General features: G+C 47.4%; 14 protein-coding genes. 12 read left to right on the forward strand and 2 right to left on the reverse strand.

Annotated features, from left to right (window positions below):
- Nucleotides 1-355: 355 nt before the first annotated feature.
- The 3 genes from CN378_RS08585 to CN378_RS08595 all read left to right on the forward strand — a co-directional run bounded on the left by CN378_RS08585 (nucleotide 356) and on the right by CN378_RS08595 (nucleotide 2,745).
- Nucleotides 356-793, forward strand: a complete 438-nt coding sequence (locus CN378_RS08585; RefSeq protein ID WP_257141080.1) for a YwiB family protein — start codon at nucleotides 356-358, stop codon at nucleotides 791-793.
- Nucleotides 794-797: 4 nt separating this feature from the next.
- A complete protein-coding gene (argS, locus tag CN378_RS08590) occupies nucleotides 798-2,468 on the forward strand; it encodes an arginine--tRNA ligase (RefSeq protein WP_098351469.1) in 1,671 nt (556 codons plus the stop codon).
- Nucleotides 2,469-2,565: 97 nt separating this feature from the next.
- Nucleotides 2,566-2,745 (forward strand): XapX domain-containing protein, encoded by a 180-nt coding sequence (locus tag CN378_RS08595; protein ID WP_098351470.1) that lies wholly within the window; start codon nucleotides 2,566-2,568, stop codon nucleotides 2,743-2,745.
- 82 nt (nucleotides 2,746-2,827) lie between these two features.
- Here CN378_RS08595 and uvsE read toward each other — a convergent pair whose 3' ends face one another.
- Nucleotides 2,828-3,781: a UV DNA damage repair endonuclease UvsE gene (uvsE, locus tag CN378_RS08600; RefSeq protein WP_098351471.1), complete on the reverse strand. Its 954-nt coding sequence runs from the start codon at nucleotides 3,779-3,781 to the stop codon at nucleotides 2,828-2,830.
- A gap of 11 nt (nucleotides 3,782-3,792) precedes the next feature.
- The gene (gene cls, locus CN378_RS08605) at nucleotides 3,793-4,998 is read right to left on the reverse strand and encodes a cardiolipin synthase (protein WP_098351472.1); all 1,206 of its coding nucleotides are present in this window, start codon (nucleotides 4,996-4,998) and stop codon (nucleotides 3,793-3,795) included.
- Between the two features lie 304 nt (nucleotides 4,999-5,302).
- On the opposite strand from cls, the gene CN378_RS08610 reads away from it, so the two are divergent.
- The 9 genes from CN378_RS08610 (at nucleotide 5,303) to rpoE (ending at nucleotide 18,101) form a co-directional block, all read left to right on the forward strand.
- Nucleotides 5,303-7,420, forward strand: coding sequence for a 4Fe-4S dicluster domain-containing protein (locus tag CN378_RS08610; protein ID WP_098351473.1), 2,118 nt, complete (start codon nucleotides 5,303-5,305; stop codon nucleotides 7,418-7,420).
- A gap of 330 nt (nucleotides 7,421-7,750) precedes the next feature.
- A complete protein-coding gene (locus CN378_RS08615) occupies nucleotides 7,751-8,938 on the forward strand; it encodes an acetyl-CoA C-acetyltransferase (RefSeq protein ID WP_098351474.1) in 1,188 nt (395 codons plus the stop codon).
- Between the two features lie 206 nt (nucleotides 8,939-9,144).
- Nucleotides 9,145-9,996 (forward strand): 3-hydroxybutyryl-CoA dehydrogenase, encoded by an 852-nt coding sequence (locus CN378_RS08620; protein WP_098351475.1) that lies wholly within the window; start codon nucleotides 9,145-9,147, stop codon nucleotides 9,994-9,996.
- 29 nt (nucleotides 9,997-10,025) lie between these two features.
- Complete coding sequence (locus CN378_RS08625; protein WP_098351476.1) at nucleotides 10,026-11,162, forward strand: acyl-CoA dehydrogenase; 1,137 nt, start codon at nucleotides 10,026-10,028, stop codon at nucleotides 11,160-11,162.
- 169 nt (nucleotides 11,163-11,331) lie between these two features.
- Nucleotides 11,332-12,471 carry an acyl-CoA dehydrogenase gene (locus CN378_RS08630; RefSeq protein WP_098351477.1) on the forward strand — a complete coding sequence of 380 codons (1,140 nt, stop codon included), beginning with the start codon at nucleotides 11,332-11,334 and terminating at the stop codon, nucleotides 12,469-12,471.
- A gap of 349 nt (nucleotides 12,472-12,820) precedes the next feature.
- A complete protein-coding gene (locus CN378_RS08635) occupies nucleotides 12,821-13,474 on the forward strand; it encodes a TetR/AcrR family transcriptional regulator (RefSeq protein WP_257141082.1) in 654 nt (217 codons plus the stop codon).
- On the forward strand, nucleotides 13,471-16,737 hold the full coding sequence (gene icmF / locus CN378_RS08640) for a fused isobutyryl-CoA mutase/GTPase IcmF (protein WP_098351478.1): 3,267 nt from the start codon (nucleotides 13,471-13,473) through the stop codon (nucleotides 16,735-16,737). Before CN378_RS08635 ends, icmF begins: the two co-directional genes overlap by 4 nt.
- Nucleotides 16,738-17,194: 457 nt before the next feature.
- A complete protein-coding gene (locus CN378_RS08645) occupies nucleotides 17,195-17,377 on the forward strand; it encodes a hypothetical protein (protein ID WP_098351479.1) in 183 nt (60 codons plus the stop codon).
- 160 nt (nucleotides 17,378-17,537) lie between these two features.
- Nucleotides 17,538-18,101 carry a DNA-directed RNA polymerase subunit delta gene (gene rpoE / locus CN378_RS08650; RefSeq protein WP_098351480.1) on the forward strand — a complete coding sequence of 188 codons (564 nt, stop codon included), beginning with the start codon at nucleotides 17,538-17,540 and terminating at the stop codon, nucleotides 18,099-18,101.
- Nucleotides 18,102-18,394 lie beyond the last annotated feature (293 nt).

The raw sequence follows: 18,394 nt of genomic DNA on the forward strand, positions 1-18,394 counted from the left end.
TTTTCCGCCTATTTCAGCTTTTTATACATTATATTCTCTTTTAAGCGGAGTTTTTCCGTCTATTGGTCAGCGCTGGTGCTTCACCTGATTTCCTAACGAATAAGTCCGCCCCCCCATTTTAAAAAAGGCGGGATCACACACATCCATTCATGAAAACGGCATCCTATATTCCATGAACCCGGGGCTCATTCCCATAAATCCGCTTACATCCCTCCAATAATTGAAAACTCACCGTGTTCCATTGCAATTTCCCCCAATACTTCTTATACTTAATTAGTTAGAAGGAAGGGACGTCCATTTGAGGGACGGACCTATCACTTGATCGGACCCTAAAAAAGAAAAGGATGTGAGTGATTTGACGGCAAAAGCGGATTCTACACCTGTCAAAGTTCACTTGAAAACCAAGATCACAATAGGAGAGGAAAGTGACTCTTTTGAATTGGTATCATTTGGTCGATACTATGAAAAAGGGGATGCCGTTTTTCTAAAGTACGATGAAGTACAGGAGGAAGGGACCACTCATACGATTGTTAAAGTAACGGATCGACAGGCCCTCATCCTCAGAAGCGGGGCAGTCAAAATGAGAATGGCCTTCAACGAACTCGAGGAACAGAACGGTTCTTACGAGAGCCAGCTCGGCACCCTCTTATTGACAACGAAAACCAAAACACTTTCACATACACAGAGTGACTCGGAGCTTGAAGGGAACTTCAACCTTTCTTACGAGTTAAAGATGCAGGACAGTCCAGTGGGGGATTATGTCATGTCCATTCACTATAAGGAGGAAGCATAGCGATATGAATATCGTCGAAAAAGTACAAGAAAACCTGAAAGCCGAAATCAAAGCAGCGGTCCTGAAAGCGGGACTTGCTACAGAGGATCAAATCCCGGATGTCATCCTTGAGATCCCGAAAGAAAAGTCACACGGGGATTATTCAACGAATATGGCCATGCAGCTTGCACGTGTAGCGAAAAAAGCGCCGCGCATGATCGCTGACGACATCGTCGCGAACTTCGACCAGTCCAAAGCGTCCATTGAAAAAATGGAGATCGCAGGACCCGGATTCATCAATTTCTATATGAACAACGAATACTTAACAGATCTGATCCCATTGATTCTCGATCAGGATCAGGAATACGGTCAGTCGGACGCTGGGAATGGCGAAAGAGTGAACGTCGAATTCGTTTCAGCCAATCCGACAGGAGATCTTCATCTTGGTCATGCCCGTGGAGCGGCCGTCGGTGATTCCCTATGTAATGTCCTTGAAAAAGCAGGTTATAAGGTAACCCGTGAATACTACATCAACGACGCCGGAAACCAGATCCATAACCTGGCGATCTCCGTTGAAGCACGTTACTTCCAGGCACTTGGCCAGGATAAGGCAATGCCTGAAGATGGCTATCATGGTCAGGACATCATTGAAATCGGAAAGAAACTGGCTGAGGAGTTCGGCTCGAAATACGCTGAAGTAAGCGATGAAGAACGCTACAAGTTTTTCCGTGAATACGGCCTGAAGATCGAAATGGCCAAGCTTCAAAAGGATCTTGAAATGTTCCGCGTACCGTTCAACGTGTGGTACTCTGAAACATCCCTTTATGAAAATGGGAAAATCGATGCGGCATTGAAGACGCTGAGAGACAACGGTCACGTATACGAAGAGGACGGTGCGACCTGGTTCCGCTCGACTGAACTTGGCGATGACAAGAACCGTGTCCTTATCAAGAACGACGGTACGTACACATACCTGACGCCGGATATTTCCTATCACCAGGATAAATTCGAGCGTGGCCATGATGTGCTGATCAATATCTGGGGAGCGGATCATCACGGATACATCCCGCGTATGAAAGCAGCCATCGAAGCGCTTGGCTTTGACCGTGACAAATTGGAAGTTGAAGTGATTCAACTTGTTCACCTTTATAAAAATGGTGAAAAGATGAAGATGAGTAAGCGTACAGGAAAAGCCGTAACCCTTCGTGAGCTAGTAGAAGAGGTCGGCCTTGATGCGGTCCGCTATTTCTTCGCCATGAGAAGTGCCGATACGCATATGGACTTCGACCTGGACTTAGCGGTATCCCAGTCCAACGAAAACCCTGTCTACTATGCTCAATACGCCCACGCGCGTATTTGCAGTATCCTGCGTCAGGCTGAAGAGCAGGGACTGGCTTCTGAAGACAAGATCGACTTAAAGCTGATCGGTACGGAAAAAGAAGTCGACCTTCTGAAAAAGCTGGGTGAATTCCCGCAAATGATCGCCGATGCTGCGGAGAAACGCACACCACACCGTGTGGCAAACTACATCAACGATCTGGCGTCTGCTTTCCACAGCTTCTACAATGCCAACAAGGTACTTGATGAAGAAAACCGTGAACTGACGACAGCACGTCTGGCTTTAGTGAAAGTCGTACGTGTCACGCTGCAAAACGCTCTTGCTTTAATCGGTGTAGCAGCTCCGGAAAAAATGTAATGATAGAAGGTCCGTCCCTCAAAAGGATGGACCTTTTTCTTATATTTCGCCTGTTTTAACGTATAATAATGGGAGATGCATGTAGGAGGAGAGTTTTATGAAAACCGTAGTCTTAGCCGTCGTCACCGGATTTTTAGTCGGATTCATCTTCGCTTTATTCAAGCTGCCGATACCAGCCCCGCCCGCCCTTGCCGGAATAGCAGGCATCGTCGGGATCTACCTTGGATTCAAAGCCTTTCTCGCGATTCAGCCCTGGATCGAATCAGTATTTAAATAGCGAAGTCGGGCTGGGAGGTTGTATAAGGGAATATGGGCCAGGCAAAAAAAAAGACGAACATCAACATGTCCATCTTCCTTATCTACCACTCCAGCGTACCTCCGCCGACCCGTTTCACTCCCCGTATGGAAGAAAGGTCTTCAATCAGCTTCAGCATGGCCAGGTCCTTATGTTTGGCCTCTATCATAAAGTCCACGTCCTGATCGACGGTTTTGAGGGTTTTGAAGAAGCCTTCAACAAATCCCGGATTGACAAGATCGGCATGGGAGCGAAAGGCTTTATCTGATTTAGGGGAAGATATATGGATCTTAGGCACTAAATCTCTCCTGTCCCATGTCGCAAAAATTTTTTCAAGGTACTCCTCAAGGGTGCTTTCACCAGGGTTCGCCTCGTGATGATGGATATCCAGGACCATGGGGATGTCCTCTTTTTGACAAACCTTCAATGTTTCTTCGACCGTATAGGTTTTATCATCGTTTTCAAGCGTCATGATCTTTTTCACATCCGCCGGGAGATCCTTCAGGTTCTCATGAAAACGGACCAGGGTCTCTTCCTTGTCCCCGTAGCTTCCTCCGATATGGATGTTGATGACGGATTCCTTCTCAATGCCCATATATTCAAGCATCCGGTAATGATACACCATATCCTTCACGGCGTTGTCGGTCACATGCTGCTTCGGACTCGTGAACAGGGTGAACTGATTCGGGTGAAAGCTTGACCTGATCTCAAATTGTCTGATCAGATCTCCAAGCTCACGCCACACCTCTTTAAAAGGGGAGTAGAAATCCCATTCGACCTCCGGATGGGTGGCAAGGGGAACGAGGGAGCTGGATAATCGGTACAGTTTAATTTCATGAGCCGCGCACAGGTAGAGGATACGTTTCGTATGCTCCAGATTTAACCTCGTCACTTCCTTCAGGCGATCCATGCGCTCGTTCTCAGGTAACTCTGTATATCGCTTGTAGGTCATGGTTTTGGCAGGGCTTGCGTCCCATAAAGAGAGGGAGTTCGCCACGAACCCCAGTCGGACTCTCATGTCTCATCCCCCTAAAGTAAGATTGAAATGGCTGAAGCGACCCGTTCTTTTAAGCGTGTAAGCAGAGAAACCGAGGAAAGATCGCTTTCGCTTAACATATCGGACGCCTCCATGTCTTTTTGCATTTCCTTTTTCACCATGTGGATAAATCCTTTATCGAAAATCAAGTTATTGATTTCAAAATTGATAAAGAAGCTTCGTTTGTCAAAATTCGCCGTGCCGATATCACAGAAGTGGTCATCGACGACCATTACCTTCGCGTGATAAAAGCCCTCCATGAATTGATACACTTTCGCCCCCTTTGCAAGCAGGGGCCTGAAATAAGGGAAGGCAGCTTCCTTCACTAGCATGTGATCGGCATTATTCGGAATGATGATCTTGACGATGACCCCTCTATCCAGTGCACCCAAAAGGGCATCCATCAGAATGGGGGTAGGGATAAAGTAAGGAGTCCCGATGATGACTTCTTCCCTTGATTCGTCAATGAACTTCTGGAAGAACTCCTCTATATTCACACCCTCCGTAGGAAAGATCTGATGCTGAATACTTCCTTTTGTGGCAGGTGGGAAATACATAGACTCGTCCTTCAAATCTTTTTGTGTTGCACGGAACCAGTCAATGCAGAATTCTGTCTGTAAGTCGTGGACACCTTCCCCCTCTAAGCGGAGGTGATAATCTCTCCAGGGAGAAAGCTCAGGTTTATCATTTTCATCGATATATTCCTTCCCGACATTGTATCCGCCCAAATAACCAATCACACCATCGATGACGGTGATTTTTCGGTGATTACGCTGCTGGGAGGAGAAGAACAGGTAAGGAAGCTTCACTCTTCTACAGAAATCGACTTCCACACCCGCATCCCGAAGTTCCTTCACCTTCGACTTAGGGACGTTATGACTCCCGATCTGATCCATCAGAAGACGGACTTCGACCCCTTCTTGTGCTTTTCCTTTCAATAATTCAAGGAACCTCAGGGCAAAGTGGTCATCCTGGACGATATAAAATAATACGTGAATAGAAGACCTGGCTTCCTTCATTTCCTTGAACATCTGATCAAAGAGGTCAGGACCCCTGGAAAATAGTTCAATATTGCTATTTCGTTTTTCATAATCTCTTCTTGTCCGTGTCCGGATAAAATGACTTCTTCCCAATTTAAAGTCGATCATTAACCACCCGATGACAGCGGCAAGGATGAACAGCAGGATCAACCACCACATAGAATCACTCTCTCATTTGCATTGTCTTTAGTATGTCCGTAAATTTATGTACTTTGCATCCTTTCTTCTTTTTCCCTTATATATGACCTTTTGAAACCTGTGGGGGGTACAAATAGTCCCGCCTATTAGCAAGAAATGAATGGCTGTTTATGAAAAGGTTTTCATTTTTATTGGTAAAAACCATTGACTGAATGCTCATTCATAATATAATGGAGATATGAACTATTCAGAATATTAATTTGGTTTGTAAAAGTTTGAACAAAGGGGAAGTTCAATCGGACCAAAGAAGGGGGAGTGTTTGTCAATGAATGGGTTACTCATTCTCAATTGGGTTGCATTTATCCTTGTGACCGTTTATGCACTAAGTCTGTTTGTGTATGTGGTAAAGACGAGAATTGAATATATTAAGCTCGGGAAAAAAGTGGAATTCGATAAACGTTTCAAGGAGCGATTCCAAAAAATCCTGGTCAATGTCTTCGGACAGAAGAAGCTCCTGAAGGATAAGAAAAGTGGCGCGATCCACGTCATGTTCTTCTACGGCTTCATCCTCGTTCAATTCGGGGCCATCGACTTCATCTGGAAAGGACTGGCACCGGGAAGCCATCTGCCGCTGGGGCCGTTATACCCTGGCTTCACCTTCTTCCAGGAGATTGTCACATTGATGATCCTCGTCGCCGTTGTCTGGGCTTTTCACCGCCGCTATGTGGAAAAGCTGGTCCGCCTGAAGAGAGGGTTCAAATCAGGACTGGTCTTACTATTCATTGGTGGTTTAATGCTGTCCGTCCTTGTCGGGAACGGAATGGGCATCATCTGGCATGCTGAAGAACTTGCCTGGACAGAGCCTGTTGCATCACTGATTGCCGGTGCACTCGGAGCGATCGGTGAAACGGCTTCCATCGCCATCTTCTATGTTGCGTGGTGGATCCATTTACTATTCCTGCTGGCATTCCTTGTATATGTACCGCAATCCAAGCACGCCCATTTAATTGCAGGACCTGCAAACGTCTATTTCAATCGTTTAGACAATCCTGGGAAGCTTAAGCCCATCGACTTTGAAGATGAATCGGCCGAAAGCTTCGGAGTCGGAAAGATAGAAGAATTTACACAACACCAAATGATCGATTTCTACGCATGTGTGGAATGTGGTCGTTGTACGAATATGTGTCCGGCAACCGGAACCGGTAAAATGCTTTCGCCGATGGATCTGATTGTCAAGCTTCGCGATAACCTGACGAATCACGGGGCAGTCGTGACACAGAAGAAGCCTTGGGTGCCGACATTTGCCTTCAATGGCACAAAGGGCAACCAATTGGCAATGGCAAGTGCCACTCAAGCGGCTGAAGAAGCGGCTGCAGGAGCCACTTACAGTCCAAGCCTGATCGGGGATGTCATCACAGAAGAAGAAATCTGGGCATGTACAACGTGCCGTAACTGTGAAGATCAATGTCCGGTCATGAACGAGCACGTGGATAAAATCATCGACCTTCGCCGTTACCTTGTTTTGACGGAAGGGAAGATGGATGCAGACGCACAGCGCGCCATGCAAAACATCGAGCGCCAGGGAAATCCTTGGGGTCTGAACCGTAAAGAGCGTGAAAACTGGCGCGAAGCAAGAGAAGACGTTGCCATTCCTACGGTAAAAGAAATGAAAAAAGCAGGGGAAGACTTCGAATTCTTATTCTGGGTCGGATCCATGGGTTCATTTGATAACCGAAGCCAAAAGATTGCGCTATCCTTTGCCAAGCTGATGAATGAAGCAGGCGTGAAATTCGCGATCCTTGGGAACAAAGAGAAGAACTCCGGTGATACACCGCGTCGTCTTGGAAATGAATTCTTATTCCAGGAGCTGGCCGGTCAAAACATCGCCGAATTTGAAAAACACGAGATCAAGAAGATCGTTACAATCGATCCTCATGCGTACAACATTTTCAAAAATGAGTATCCGGACTTCGGCTTGGAAGCAGAAGTATACCACCATACGGAACTTCTGCATCAACTGGTACAGGAAGGTCGTCTGAAGCCTCAATACGAAGTGAACGAAACAATCACCTTCCACGACTCCTGTTACCTGGGCCGCTACAACGAAGTATATGATCCGCCGCGTGAAATCCTGAAATCGATTTCCGGTGTGAAACTGATTGAAATGGAACGTAACCGCGAAAAAGGCATGTGCTGTGGAGCGGGTGGAGGACTGATGTGGATGGAAGAAGACGCAGGTCACCGCGTCAACGTCTCCCGTACCGAGCAGGCACTCGCTGTCAGTCCATCGGTCATCAGCTCGGGCTGTCCTTACTGCCTGACGATGCTGTCAGACGGGACGAAAGCGAAGGAAGTGGAAGAGAATGTTTCCACTCTCGATGTAGCTGAAATCCTGGAAAAAGCCGTTTGTGGCAACCAAAACGATCAGCCGGCTGCTTCCTGAAAAATAGTATCCACATAATAGTGAATCGTACACACATTTAAAACAAACATTCAGGAGTGAAGCAAAATAGTCCCTATTGCGTTTCACTCCTATTGTTTTTCTACAATAGTAAATGTAATAGAAAAATAAAAACTTTCTAAAAAATCAATGCAGTTCTACAAAATATGAAGTACAATAAAGGTATATTGGGGACAAAATTTGTCCCTTCTCTTGTGGGAATTGGTCGAGCGAGCGTTCAGTCGAATGCCGGTCAAATTTTTTTAGGACATATTGAAAGCGTATACAATTTGTTTTTGTCGAATCAAAGCCATATAAAGGAGAGCGATTGAGATGGGGAAAACGGTTATTTTAGATGGAGCAAGAACGCCATTCGGTAAATTCGGGGGCAGCCTGAGCAGCTTTACAGCCTCAGAGCTTGGCGGCTTTGCCGTGAAGGAAGCCCTGAAACGAGCCGGCGTAAGTGGGGAAGAAGTCGAAGAAGTCATCCTCGGATCCGTTTTACAAGGGGGACAGGGACAGATCCCTTCCCGCCAGGCGTCCCGACACGCAGGACTACCGTGGAATGTCAAAACGGAAACCATCAATAAAGTCTGTGCCTCAGGGATGCGGAGCGTCACACTCGGGGACCAGATCATCCGTGCAGGCGATGGTGAAGTCATCGTGGCAGGGGGAATGGAATCGATGTCGGGCGCACCATATATCCTACCGAAAGCACGCTGGGGATTCAAAATGGGGGACTCCCAGGTGAAGGATCTGATGGTACATGACGGACTGACATGCAGCTTCAACAACGTCCACATGGGAACGTACGGAAATGAAACAGCGAAGGAATTCGAACTATCCAGGGAAGAGCAGGACAGATGGTCTCTCAGAAGCCATCAACGTGCAGTCAAAGCCACTGAAGAGGGCGTACTCGGTGAAGAAATCGTTGCCGTTGAAGTACCTCAGCGGAAAGGTGACCCAGTCGTTGTCGATAAAGATGAAGCACCAAGGAAAGAAACGTCCATCGAGGCGCTGGCTAAATTAGGTCCGGTCTTCGGTTCGGAAGGGACGATCACTGCAGGAAACGCTCCCGGGGTCAATGACGGAGCGGCTGCCATGGTCCTCATGAGCGAAGAAAGAGCCCTGAAAGAAGGGAAACAGCCGTTAGCGACCATCCTTGGCCACACGGCCATCGCCGTTGAAGCAAAGGACTTTCCGCAAACACCGGGTCTTGTCATCAACGAGCTGCTTAAGAAAACGGGGAAAGCACTTGAAGAGATCGACCTATTCGAAATCAATGAGGCATTCGCAGCCGTTGCGTTAACGAGCGGGAAAATTGCCGGCCTTGATCCTGAAAAAGTCAACGTGAACGGTGGAGCAGTTGCTCTCGGTCATCCGATCGGGGCGAGTGGTGCGCGCATCATCCTGACACTGGCATACGAACTGAAACGACGCGGCGGCGGAATCGGGATTGCCTCGATCTGCAGCGGTGGCGGTCAAGGGGATGCAATCATGATTGAAGTGGCGAAGCAATAGGTTGTCAGATGGCGGTTTTGTACCAGGTACAAATGGGGTTGATGGTACCAGGTACATAATCGGTGAAGTGTGCCCGGTACACCCGTGAGTTCAGCTGCTGAATTTTTGATGAAAATCAGCAGCTGAAATAATGAGTATTTTCAGCAGCTGAACCTACCCAACCAACTAGTTTACTAGTCTCATATAACAACAAAGGGGAGAACGAAATGAACATCAAAAACGTAATGGTCATCGGCGCAGGGCAGATGGGCTCAGGAATCGCCCAGGTTTGTGCCCAAGCGGGATTCAACGTATATCTGAACGATTTGAAAGAAGAGTTCGTCCAAAAGGGGATGGGCGTCATCACCAAGAACCTGACGCGCTCCGTTGAAAAAGGGAGGATGTCTGAGGAAGAGAAAACGGCGACGGTCAACCGTTTGACGGCTTCAACGGATATCGGGGACGCCAAGAAGGTAGACCTTGTCATCGAAGCGGCCGTGGAAAATATGGACATCAAAACGAAGATCTTCGCTCAACTGGATGAGATCACGCAGGAACACACGATCTTAGCTTCGAACACTTCTTCACTTCCAATCACGGAAATCGCTGCAGCGACGAAACGTCCCAAGCAGGTGATCGGCATGCATTTCATGAATCCCGTACCGGTCATGAAGCTCGTTGAAATCATCCGTGGACTCGCGACGACGGATGAAGTGTATCAAGTGATTGAAGACATGACAAAGTCCCTCAATAAAGTCCCGGTGGAAGTGGAAGATTTCCCTGGATTCGTGTCAAACCGGATCCTGATGCCGATGATCAATGAAGCGATTTACACCCTTTACGAAGGAGTGGCGAGCAAAGAGGCGATCGACGAAGTGATGAAGCTTGGTATGAATCACCCGATGGGACCTCTGACGCTGGCTGACTTCATCGGACTCGATACATGCCTGTACATCATGGAAACCCTGCACGAAGGCTTCGGTGATGATAAATACCGCCCATGTCCGCTGTTAAGAAAATATGTGAAAGCAGGCTGGTTGGGACGCAAGACGGGCCGGGGCTTCTATTCATACGAGTGATCACGACGAACATCAGGGAGGAAACAGTCATGGAGTTACGATTCACGGAAGAGCAGCAGATGATGAGAAAGATGGTCCGGGATTTTGCCGAAACCGAAATCCAGCCGTTTGTTGAGAAGATGGAAGAGGGACAGTTCCCGAAGGAGATTTTAAATAAAATGGCGGAGTTAGGTTTGATGGGAATCACGATCCCGGAGAAATACGGTGGTTCAGAAATGGACTTCACCTCGTATATCATCGCGATCCACGAGCTGTCGAAAGTAAGCGCCACCATCGGGGTCATCCTGTCGGTCCATACGTCGGTAGGCACGAATCCGATTCTCTACTTCGGCAACGCAGAACAGAAACAGAAGTATCTTCCCAAGCTTGCTTCAGGCGAGTATTTGGGTGCTTTCTGTCTGACGGAGCCAAGTGCGGGATCGGATGCAAAGAGCCTTAAATCCCGTGCTGAAAAGCGCGGTGACCATTATGTGGTGAACGGATCGAAAGTCTTCATCACCAATGGGGGAGAAGCCGATACGTATATTGTATTTGCAACGACGGATTCGACGAAGGGGAGCCGCGGGGTATCGGCCTTCATCGTTGAGAAGGATACACCTGGTCTAGTCATTGGAAAAGACGAACATAAAATGGGATTGCACGGTTCACGGACCGTCCAGTTGACCTTTGAAGATATGAAAGTGCCTGCTGATAACCTTCTCGGTGAAGAAGGGGAAGGCTTCAAAATCGCCATGGCCAACCTGGATGTCGGCCGGATCGGAATCGCCGCGCAGGCACTCGGAATCGCGGAAGCGGCTTTCGATTACTCAACGGCTTATGCAAAAGAACGTGTGCAATTTGGCAAACCGATCGCCGCACAGCAGGGAATAGGCTTTAAGCTTGCCGACATGGCGACGGCCGTTGAAGGCTCGAAGCTTCTCGTATACCGGGCTGCTAATCTTCGCTCCAACAACATCTCCTGTGGGAAAGAAGCGAGCATGGCCAAACTGTTTGCTTCAAAAACAGCTGTAGAAGTGTCGACGGAAGCGATTCAGGTTTACGGCGGATACGGTTATACGAAGGAATATCCGGTTGAGCGCCTGTTCCGCGATGCGAAGGTGACGGAGATTTATGAGGGTACGAGTGAGATTCAGCGGATGGTGATTGGGAAGAATTTGCTGGTTTAGCAGGATAGGTGTTTTTGAAATCTTTGAGGGGTGTCGTTTGGCATATATCGTTAGCGTGTCAGGCACCCGATATAGATTGGGATGTTTCGTGGCGTAAAGGGGTTTTGGCACTGCTTGCTTCTTTAGGGTGCCAGACCCGGTATGTAGATGATAAGAGGAGGAACTTGAGATGAATTTTAAATTGTCGGAAGAGCATGAAATGATACGGAAGATGGTGCGTGATTTTGCACGGAATGAGGTGGCACCCACTGCCGCTGAGCGTGATGAGGAAGAGCGCTTTGATATGGATCTGTTCAAGAAGATGGCGGAGCTTGGTCTGACGGGGATTCCTTGGCCGGAAGAGTACGGCGGGATCGGCAGTGACTATTTGGCGTATTGTATCGCCGTTGAAGAACTTTCAAGAGTGTGTGCATCTACGGGTGTAACCCTGTCTGCCCATACATCGTTAGCGGGATGGCCGGTATATAAATTCGGTACAGAAGAGCAAAAGCAGAAATACCTTCGTCCAATGGCGCAGGGTGAAAAGATCGGTGCATATGGCCTCACTGAGCCGGGTTCAGGATCGGATGCAGGCGGTATGAAAACGACGGCCCGTTTAGAAGGAGATCACTACGTATTGAACGGTTCTAAAATTTTCATCACAAACGGTGGAATCGCCGATACGTATATCGTATTTGCTTTAACTGATCCTTCACAGCGCCAGCGTGGAACGAGTGCGTTCATCGTAGAGGCAGACTTCGAAGGGTTCTCTGTGGGGAAAAAAGAGAAGAAGCTTGGAATCCGTTCATCGCCAACGACTGAAATCGTATTCGAAGACTGTAAGGTACCGAAAGAAAACATGCTTGGCAAGGAAGGCGACGGATTCAAGATTGCCATGATGACGCTTGATGGCGGCCGTAATGGGATTGCCGCTCAAGCTGTCGGGATTGCACAAGGGGCCCTTGATGCGTCCGTTGAGTACGCAAAAGAGCGTGAGCAGTTCGGCAAGCCGATTGCAGCGAATCAGGGGATTTCATTCAAGATCGCCGATATGGCAACGTCCATCGAGGCTTCCCGTCTATTAACCTATCAAGCTGCGTGGCTTGAGTCTGAAGGTCTTCCATACGGAAAAGAATCGGCGATGTCGAAGCTGATGGCCGGGGATACAGCGATGAAAGTGACAACGGAAGCGGTTCAGATCTTTGGTGGCTATGGCTATACGAAGGATTATCCTGTTGAGCGCTATATGCGTGACGCGAAGATCACCCAGATTTATGAGGGGACGCAGGAGATTCAAAGATTGGTTATTTCGCGGATGGTGACGAAGTAGAGTTGAGGTTGACTGGGAGATTTTCTGAAAGGGGATTACCTGGTCCGTCCTGACTCGTGTCAGGCACCCGAGGGGGTTGTTAGCTGCTTCGTGGCGTAAAAGGGTTTGTGGGAATGGCTTGCTTGATGGGTATCACGTGGTAGGTTCTAACTCGTGTCAGGCACCCGAGGGGGTTGATGTGCTTCGTGGGGTAATAGGGGTTTGTTCCATTGCATATGACTTTAGGGTGCCAGACCCGGTGTGAATTGGTATAGAGATAGAGTTCTGATTGCTTTGTTGGGGGATGAAGCAGTCAGGATAGGAATTAGGGGTCATTGGGAGAAACGGATAATAAAGGCGGTCGGTTGTTTTGAATAAGAAGAGGGAAGTTCATGCTTCGGTTAAGGATGAGCGTTTGGTAGAAAAGCGGCGTGATCAGATGATTCGTGGGGCCGTCTCTCTGTTTAAACAAAAGGGGTTTCATCGCACCACGACCAGAGAGATCGCAAAGGCCGCCGGATTCAGTATCGGAACGTTGTATGAATATATACGAACAAAGGAAGATGTCCTGTATTTAGTGTGTGACAGCATTTATGAGCAGGTCCGATTGGAGCTTGAGGAGCTGGACGTCGGCAAAGGGACGCTTGAGAACTTACGACTCGGCATCGCCCATTATTTTAAGGTGATGGACCGGATGCAGGATGAGGTGCTGGTCATGTACCAGGAAGCGAAATCCCTGTCGAAGGACGCTCTTCCTTATGTCCTGCGCAAGGAACTGGAGATGGTGGGGATGGTGGAAGACCTCATCAAAGGCTGCGTGGAAAGCGGAAAGCTTGAGCTTGATGAAGATCAGTGCCATATGCTGGCTCAAAATGTATTCGTCCAGGGACAGATGTGGGGATTCCGTCGATGGGCCATGCAGAAACGATTTACACTCGAGGAATATATCGATCTTCAAATCGAGCTGCTTTTTGCAGGAATCATCGGATTTGAAAAACAAGGGAGAACAGGGGGAGTAATATGAGCACGGTTGAGATTTATAAACCAAAGCACCATGTCCGTTTTGTCACGGCGTCGAGCCTGTTTGACGGACATGATGCGTCGATCAACATAATGCGTCGGATCATCCAGGCAAGTGGGGCAGAAGTGATCCACTTGGGACATAACCGTTCGGTCGAAGAAGTCGTGAATGCTGCGATCCAGGAAGATGTGCAGGGAATTGCGATTTCTTCCTACCAGGGCGGACATGTTGAATACTTTAAATATATGTATGACCTTCTGAACGAAAGAGGGGCCACCCATATCCGTATTTACGGCGGAGGCGGCGGGGTCATCATCCCGCGTGAGATCAAGGAACTTCATGAATACGGGATCGCCCGCATCTTCTCACCGGAAGACGGACGTACGCAGGGTCTTCAAGGCATGATCAATAAAATGATCGAGGAGTGCGATTTTCCTACGATTAAGGGAAGCGTCAATCAAGAAGTGGAAAAACTTTCGACGGGGAATGTGAACACGGTGTCGAAGCTGATTTCACTTGCCGAGTATCAAGTAGGAGCAAATGAAGAGGTGGCGGCTACAGCCCAGACCGTATTTTCTGAAATCAAGAACTTGGCGAAAAAAGCACCTGTCTTAGGGATTACCGGAACGGGTGGAGCAGGGAAGAGTTCCCTGACGGATGAGCTGATCCGTCGTTTCATCAATGAACTCCCTGAAAAGAAAATCGCGATTTTATCCATCGATCCTACGAAACAAAAAACGGGAGGAGCCCTTCTCGGGGACCGGATCCGCATGAATGCGATCTTCAATCCGCGTGTGTATATGAGAAGTCTTGCCACACGTGGATCGAAGACGGAGTTGTCACTCGCCATCAAGGATGCGATCAACGTGGTGAAGGCCGCAGGATACGACCTGATCGTCGTTGAAACGAGCGGAATCGGTCAGGGGGATGCGGAAATCGCTGAAATCTGTGACATGTCCATGTACGTCATGACCAGTGAGTTCGGTGCGCCGTCCCAGCTTGAGAAAATCGATATGATCGATTATGCAGACCTGATCGTCATTAATAAATTCGAGCGTAAAGGCTCTGAGGATGCAAGACGCCAGGTACAGAAGCAGTACCAGCGCAGTCACATGCTGTTTGATAAAGATCTAGATGACATGCCTGTATACGGAACGATTGCCAGTCAGTTCAACGATCCGGGTACGAATGCCTTGTTTGCGGCGATTATCGAAACGGTGAACAATAAGATGGAACTGGATTGGAAAACGAGTTTCTCTAAAGACGTGGATGTTGAAAAGCAAAACGTCATCATTCCAAACAATCGCCGTTACTATCTTCGCGAGATTGCCGAAACCGTCCGCAATTATCATAAAAAAGCCGAAGAGCAGGTAAATCTGGCCCGCAGATTGTTCCAGCTTGAAGGAGCCATCGAAGCGGTCAATGAGAAAGAAACGAATGACGGGGTCGTCACATCCCTTCAGACGTTGAAAGAGGAAGTCGAAAATAAACTGACAGCTGAGTCGAAACAGATTTTACAAAAATGGGACTCTCTAAAAGAAACCTACAGCAAAGACCAGTTCATCACAAAAATCCGAGATAAGGAAATTGTCACGGAATTAAAGACAAAAAGCTTATCCGGACTCGATATCCCGAAAGTATCCCTTCCGAAATACAAAGACTACGGTCAGATTCTGGATTGGGTTTACAAAGAGAATGTACCAGGCTCATTCCCTTATACAGCAGGAGTGTTTCCGTTTAAACGGAAAGGAGAAGATCCGAAGCGTCAGTTTGCCGGTGAAGGAACGCCTGAACGGACGAACCGCCGTTTTCACTATCTATCGAAAGATGATGATGCGAAACGCCTGAGTACGGCCTTTGATTCCGTTACTCTATATGGTGAAGATCCGGATCACCGTCCGGACATTTACGGTAAAGTCGGGGAGAGCGGCGTGAGCATCTGTACCCTGGAAGACATGAAGAAGCTGTATGCCGGCTTCGATCTGTGTGCGCCGTCTACGTCGGTTTCCATGACCATCAATGGTCCGGCACCGATCATCCTTGCCATGTATATGAATACGGCCATCGATCAACAGATCCGTATGAAGGAAGAAGAGCTTGGCCGCGTACTCACAGTCGAAGAATACGTGGAAGTAAAGGAACAGACGCTGCAAGTCGTCCGTGGAACGGTTCAGGCAGATATTTTAAAAGAAGATCAGGGACAAAACACGTGTATCTTCTCAACTGAATTCGCCCTGCGCATGATGGGAGATATCCAGCAGTACTTCATCGATCACAAGGTACGAAACTATTACTCTGTATCGATTTCAGGCTACCATATCGCCGAAGCGGGAGCGAACCCGATTTCCCAGCTTGCCTTCACACTGGCAAACGGGTTCACATATGTGGAATACTATTTAAGCCGTGGAATGGATATCAACGCCTTTGCGCCAAACTTATCGTTCTTCTTCTCAAACGGTCTCGATCCTGAGTATACGGTGATCGGACGCGTGGCACGACGAATTTGGTCAACGGTTATGAGAGATAAATACGGTGCGAACGAACGAAGTCAGAAGCTGAAGTACCATATTCAAACATCCGGTCGTTCCCTCCATGCACAGGAGATTGATTTCAACGACATCCGTACGACGCTTCAAGCGCTGATGGCCCTGCAGGATAACTGTAACTCCCTGCATACAAACGCCTATGATGAAGCCATCACGACACCGACTGAAGAGTCCGTCCGCCGTGCCATGGCGATCCAGATGATCATCACGAAAGAACACGGATTATCGAAAAATGAAAATCCGCTTCAAGGTTCGTTCATTGTTGAAGAATTGACAGATCTCGTGGAAGAAATGGTATTGACGGAATTCGACCGCCTGAATGACCGCGGCGGCGTACTCGGATCGATGGAAACCCAGTATCAACGCGGGAAAATCCAGGAAGAATCCATGTACTATGAAATGAAGAAGCATTCCGGGGAACTTCCGATCGTGGGAGTGAACACGTACCTGAATCCAAATCCACCTTCAGAAGAACAGATGGACAGCATGGAACTGGCACGTGCAACGAAGGAAGAAAAAGAAACACAAATTCATAATCTCCGAGACTTCCAAGCACAGCACAATGACAAAACAGAAGAAGCCCTCGCCCGCTTAAAACAGGCAGCCGTCGGCGGAGGAAACATCTTCGAAGAATTGATGGAAACCGTGAAAGTCGCAAGCCTCGGCCAAATCACACGCGCCCTCTACGAAGTAGGCGGGCAGTACCGACGTAATATGTAACCAAAAATAACGAAAATGAGACTACTGTGGGGGTGCAGTGGTCTCTTTTTTCACAGTGGACATTCTAACAGGTGATGATTAGACATATTCTTAACGATTGGGAAATTCATTTTTTTTATAGTCCCAATAACTAATTGTTGATTAAGATGCTAAGTTGATTGGAACGGAAGGCACTCGACTCCTGCGTGAATAGCGGGACAGGTGAGACCCCGCAGGCAAAGCCGAGGAGGCTCACCGCACGCCCCGGAAAGCGAGTGCCTGAAGTGGAAATCAACAACGCCTATCTAATATAAATTCACCTGGCAAGTTTAAAAACACACCAAACCGTCTATCCTTAAAACAAAATCAACCAATTTTTAACACGAACTTAATAGTTATAGGGTATCATTTCCTATATAATAAGAATTGTCAGATAAGTGAACGGGAAAGTACGATACATACGTTTGGATGTGAGACTGTGAAGACCATTTTACGTTACATACTATTGATCATCACCATATACGCCGCCATCCTTTTATATCAATTCCAGCTGGGGGCCATCCCTTTCTTCCTGCTCTCTTTTTATCTATTCTATGAAGCGTTCCGGGTGATCAGGAACGGACAGAAAGAAGAGAAGTTAGGAAATGGCAGACCTTCCTGAAACCTGATATGAAAAAAATGCGGGAAAAACCAGATATGTCTAGCATAAAGTGTTTGATATTGTTTATAATGTTGAATATGGTTAAAATTGATAATGGAGAATTTTTGCCCTTTTTTACTCTACTTAGTAGAGTGTGAAATAGAGAAAGGAAGTGCGTAAAGTGAGTCTTAAGCAATTATCCAAAGAAGAATTGCGTCAAACATCATTCATTGAACTGGCACATGAAATTTTAGTAGAGAAAAAGCAAGCGATGGCATTTGAAGAGATCGTGAAGGAAATCCAGGGTTTGCTTGAAATCTCTGATAAAGAGGTTAAGAGCCGTTTACTTCAATTCTATACGGACCTGAATATCGATGGCCGTTATATTGCCATGGGCGATAACCGTTGGGGATTAAGAGAATGGTACCCGGTTGATCAAATCGAGGAAGAGACCGTTCCAACGATGAAATCCAGTAAAAAGAAAAAAGCGAAGAAAAAGGACGAAGATCTCGATCTGGATGATTTCGATGATCTGGACGATGAAGATCTGGATTATGATGATCTTGACGATACAGACGATGATGACGATCTAACGGATGACGACGACGTCGATGTTGACGATGCAGACGAAGATCTGGACATTGATGATGACGACGAAGAAGAGCTCGAAATCGATGAATTCGACGATGTCGATGATGATGACGAAGATGAAGAAGATGAATTAGAAGAAGAGGAAGAGAAATAATCTCTCCTAAATCAGATCAGTCCCCCACTAGGTTTCTTGCCTTCCGGGGGGCTTTTTAAATGCGCAAAATGATTGAAAATTCGATCCTTATTCTATGCTTGACTTCTTCCCTCCATGAAGGTAGTATTTTATTTGGGCTCCCTAAAAAGGGACGAATCACGTATATCACGCTCCCCTTACAAGATTGTAAGCGGGGCGTTTTTTATTTTTATACAGAAGAATGCTTTGACATGACAAGGTTTTAAGTGTGAAGGATCGATTCTTTTAAGACCCCTTACATCTTTACGTATCTT

The sequence above is a fragment of the Bacillus sp. AFS015802 genome, assembly GCF_002561455.1.
GTDB lineage: Bacteria > Bacillota > Bacilli > Bacillales > Bacillaceae_B > Rossellomorea.

Coding starts and splice junctions, on each gene's coding strand:
- cls (WP_098351472.1), bottom strand. CDS start 4,998: ATGTGGTGGTTGATCCTGCTGTTCATCCTTGCCGCTGTCATCGGGTGG.
- CN378_RS08620 (WP_098351475.1), top strand. CDS start 9,145: ATGAACATCAAAAACGTAATGGTCATCGGCGCAGGGCAGATGGGCTCA.
- CN378_RS08625 (WP_098351476.1), top strand. CDS start 10,026: ATGGAGTTACGATTCACGGAAGAGCAGCAGATGATGAGAAAGATGGTC.
- argS (WP_098351469.1), top strand. CDS start 798: ATGAATATCGTCGAAAAAGTACAAGAAAACCTGAAAGCCGAAATCAAA.
- CN378_RS08630 (WP_098351477.1), top strand. CDS start 11,332: ATGAATTTTAAATTGTCGGAAGAGCATGAAATGATACGGAAGATGGTG.
- CN378_RS08595 (WP_098351470.1), top strand. CDS start 2,566: ATGAAAACCGTAGTCTTAGCCGTCGTCACCGGATTTTTAGTCGGATTC.
- CN378_RS08610 (WP_098351473.1), top strand. CDS start 5,303: ATGAATGGGTTACTCATTCTCAATTGGGTTGCATTTATCCTTGTGACC.
- icmF (WP_098351478.1), top strand. CDS start 13,471: ATGAGCACGGTTGAGATTTATAAACCAAAGCACCATGTCCGTTTTGTC.
- uvsE (WP_098351471.1), bottom strand. CDS start 3,781: ATGAGAGTCCGACTGGGGTTCGTGGCGAACTCCCTCTCTTTATGGGAC.
- CN378_RS08615 (WP_098351474.1), top strand. CDS start 7,751: ATGGGGAAAACGGTTATTTTAGATGGAGCAAGAACGCCATTCGGTAAA.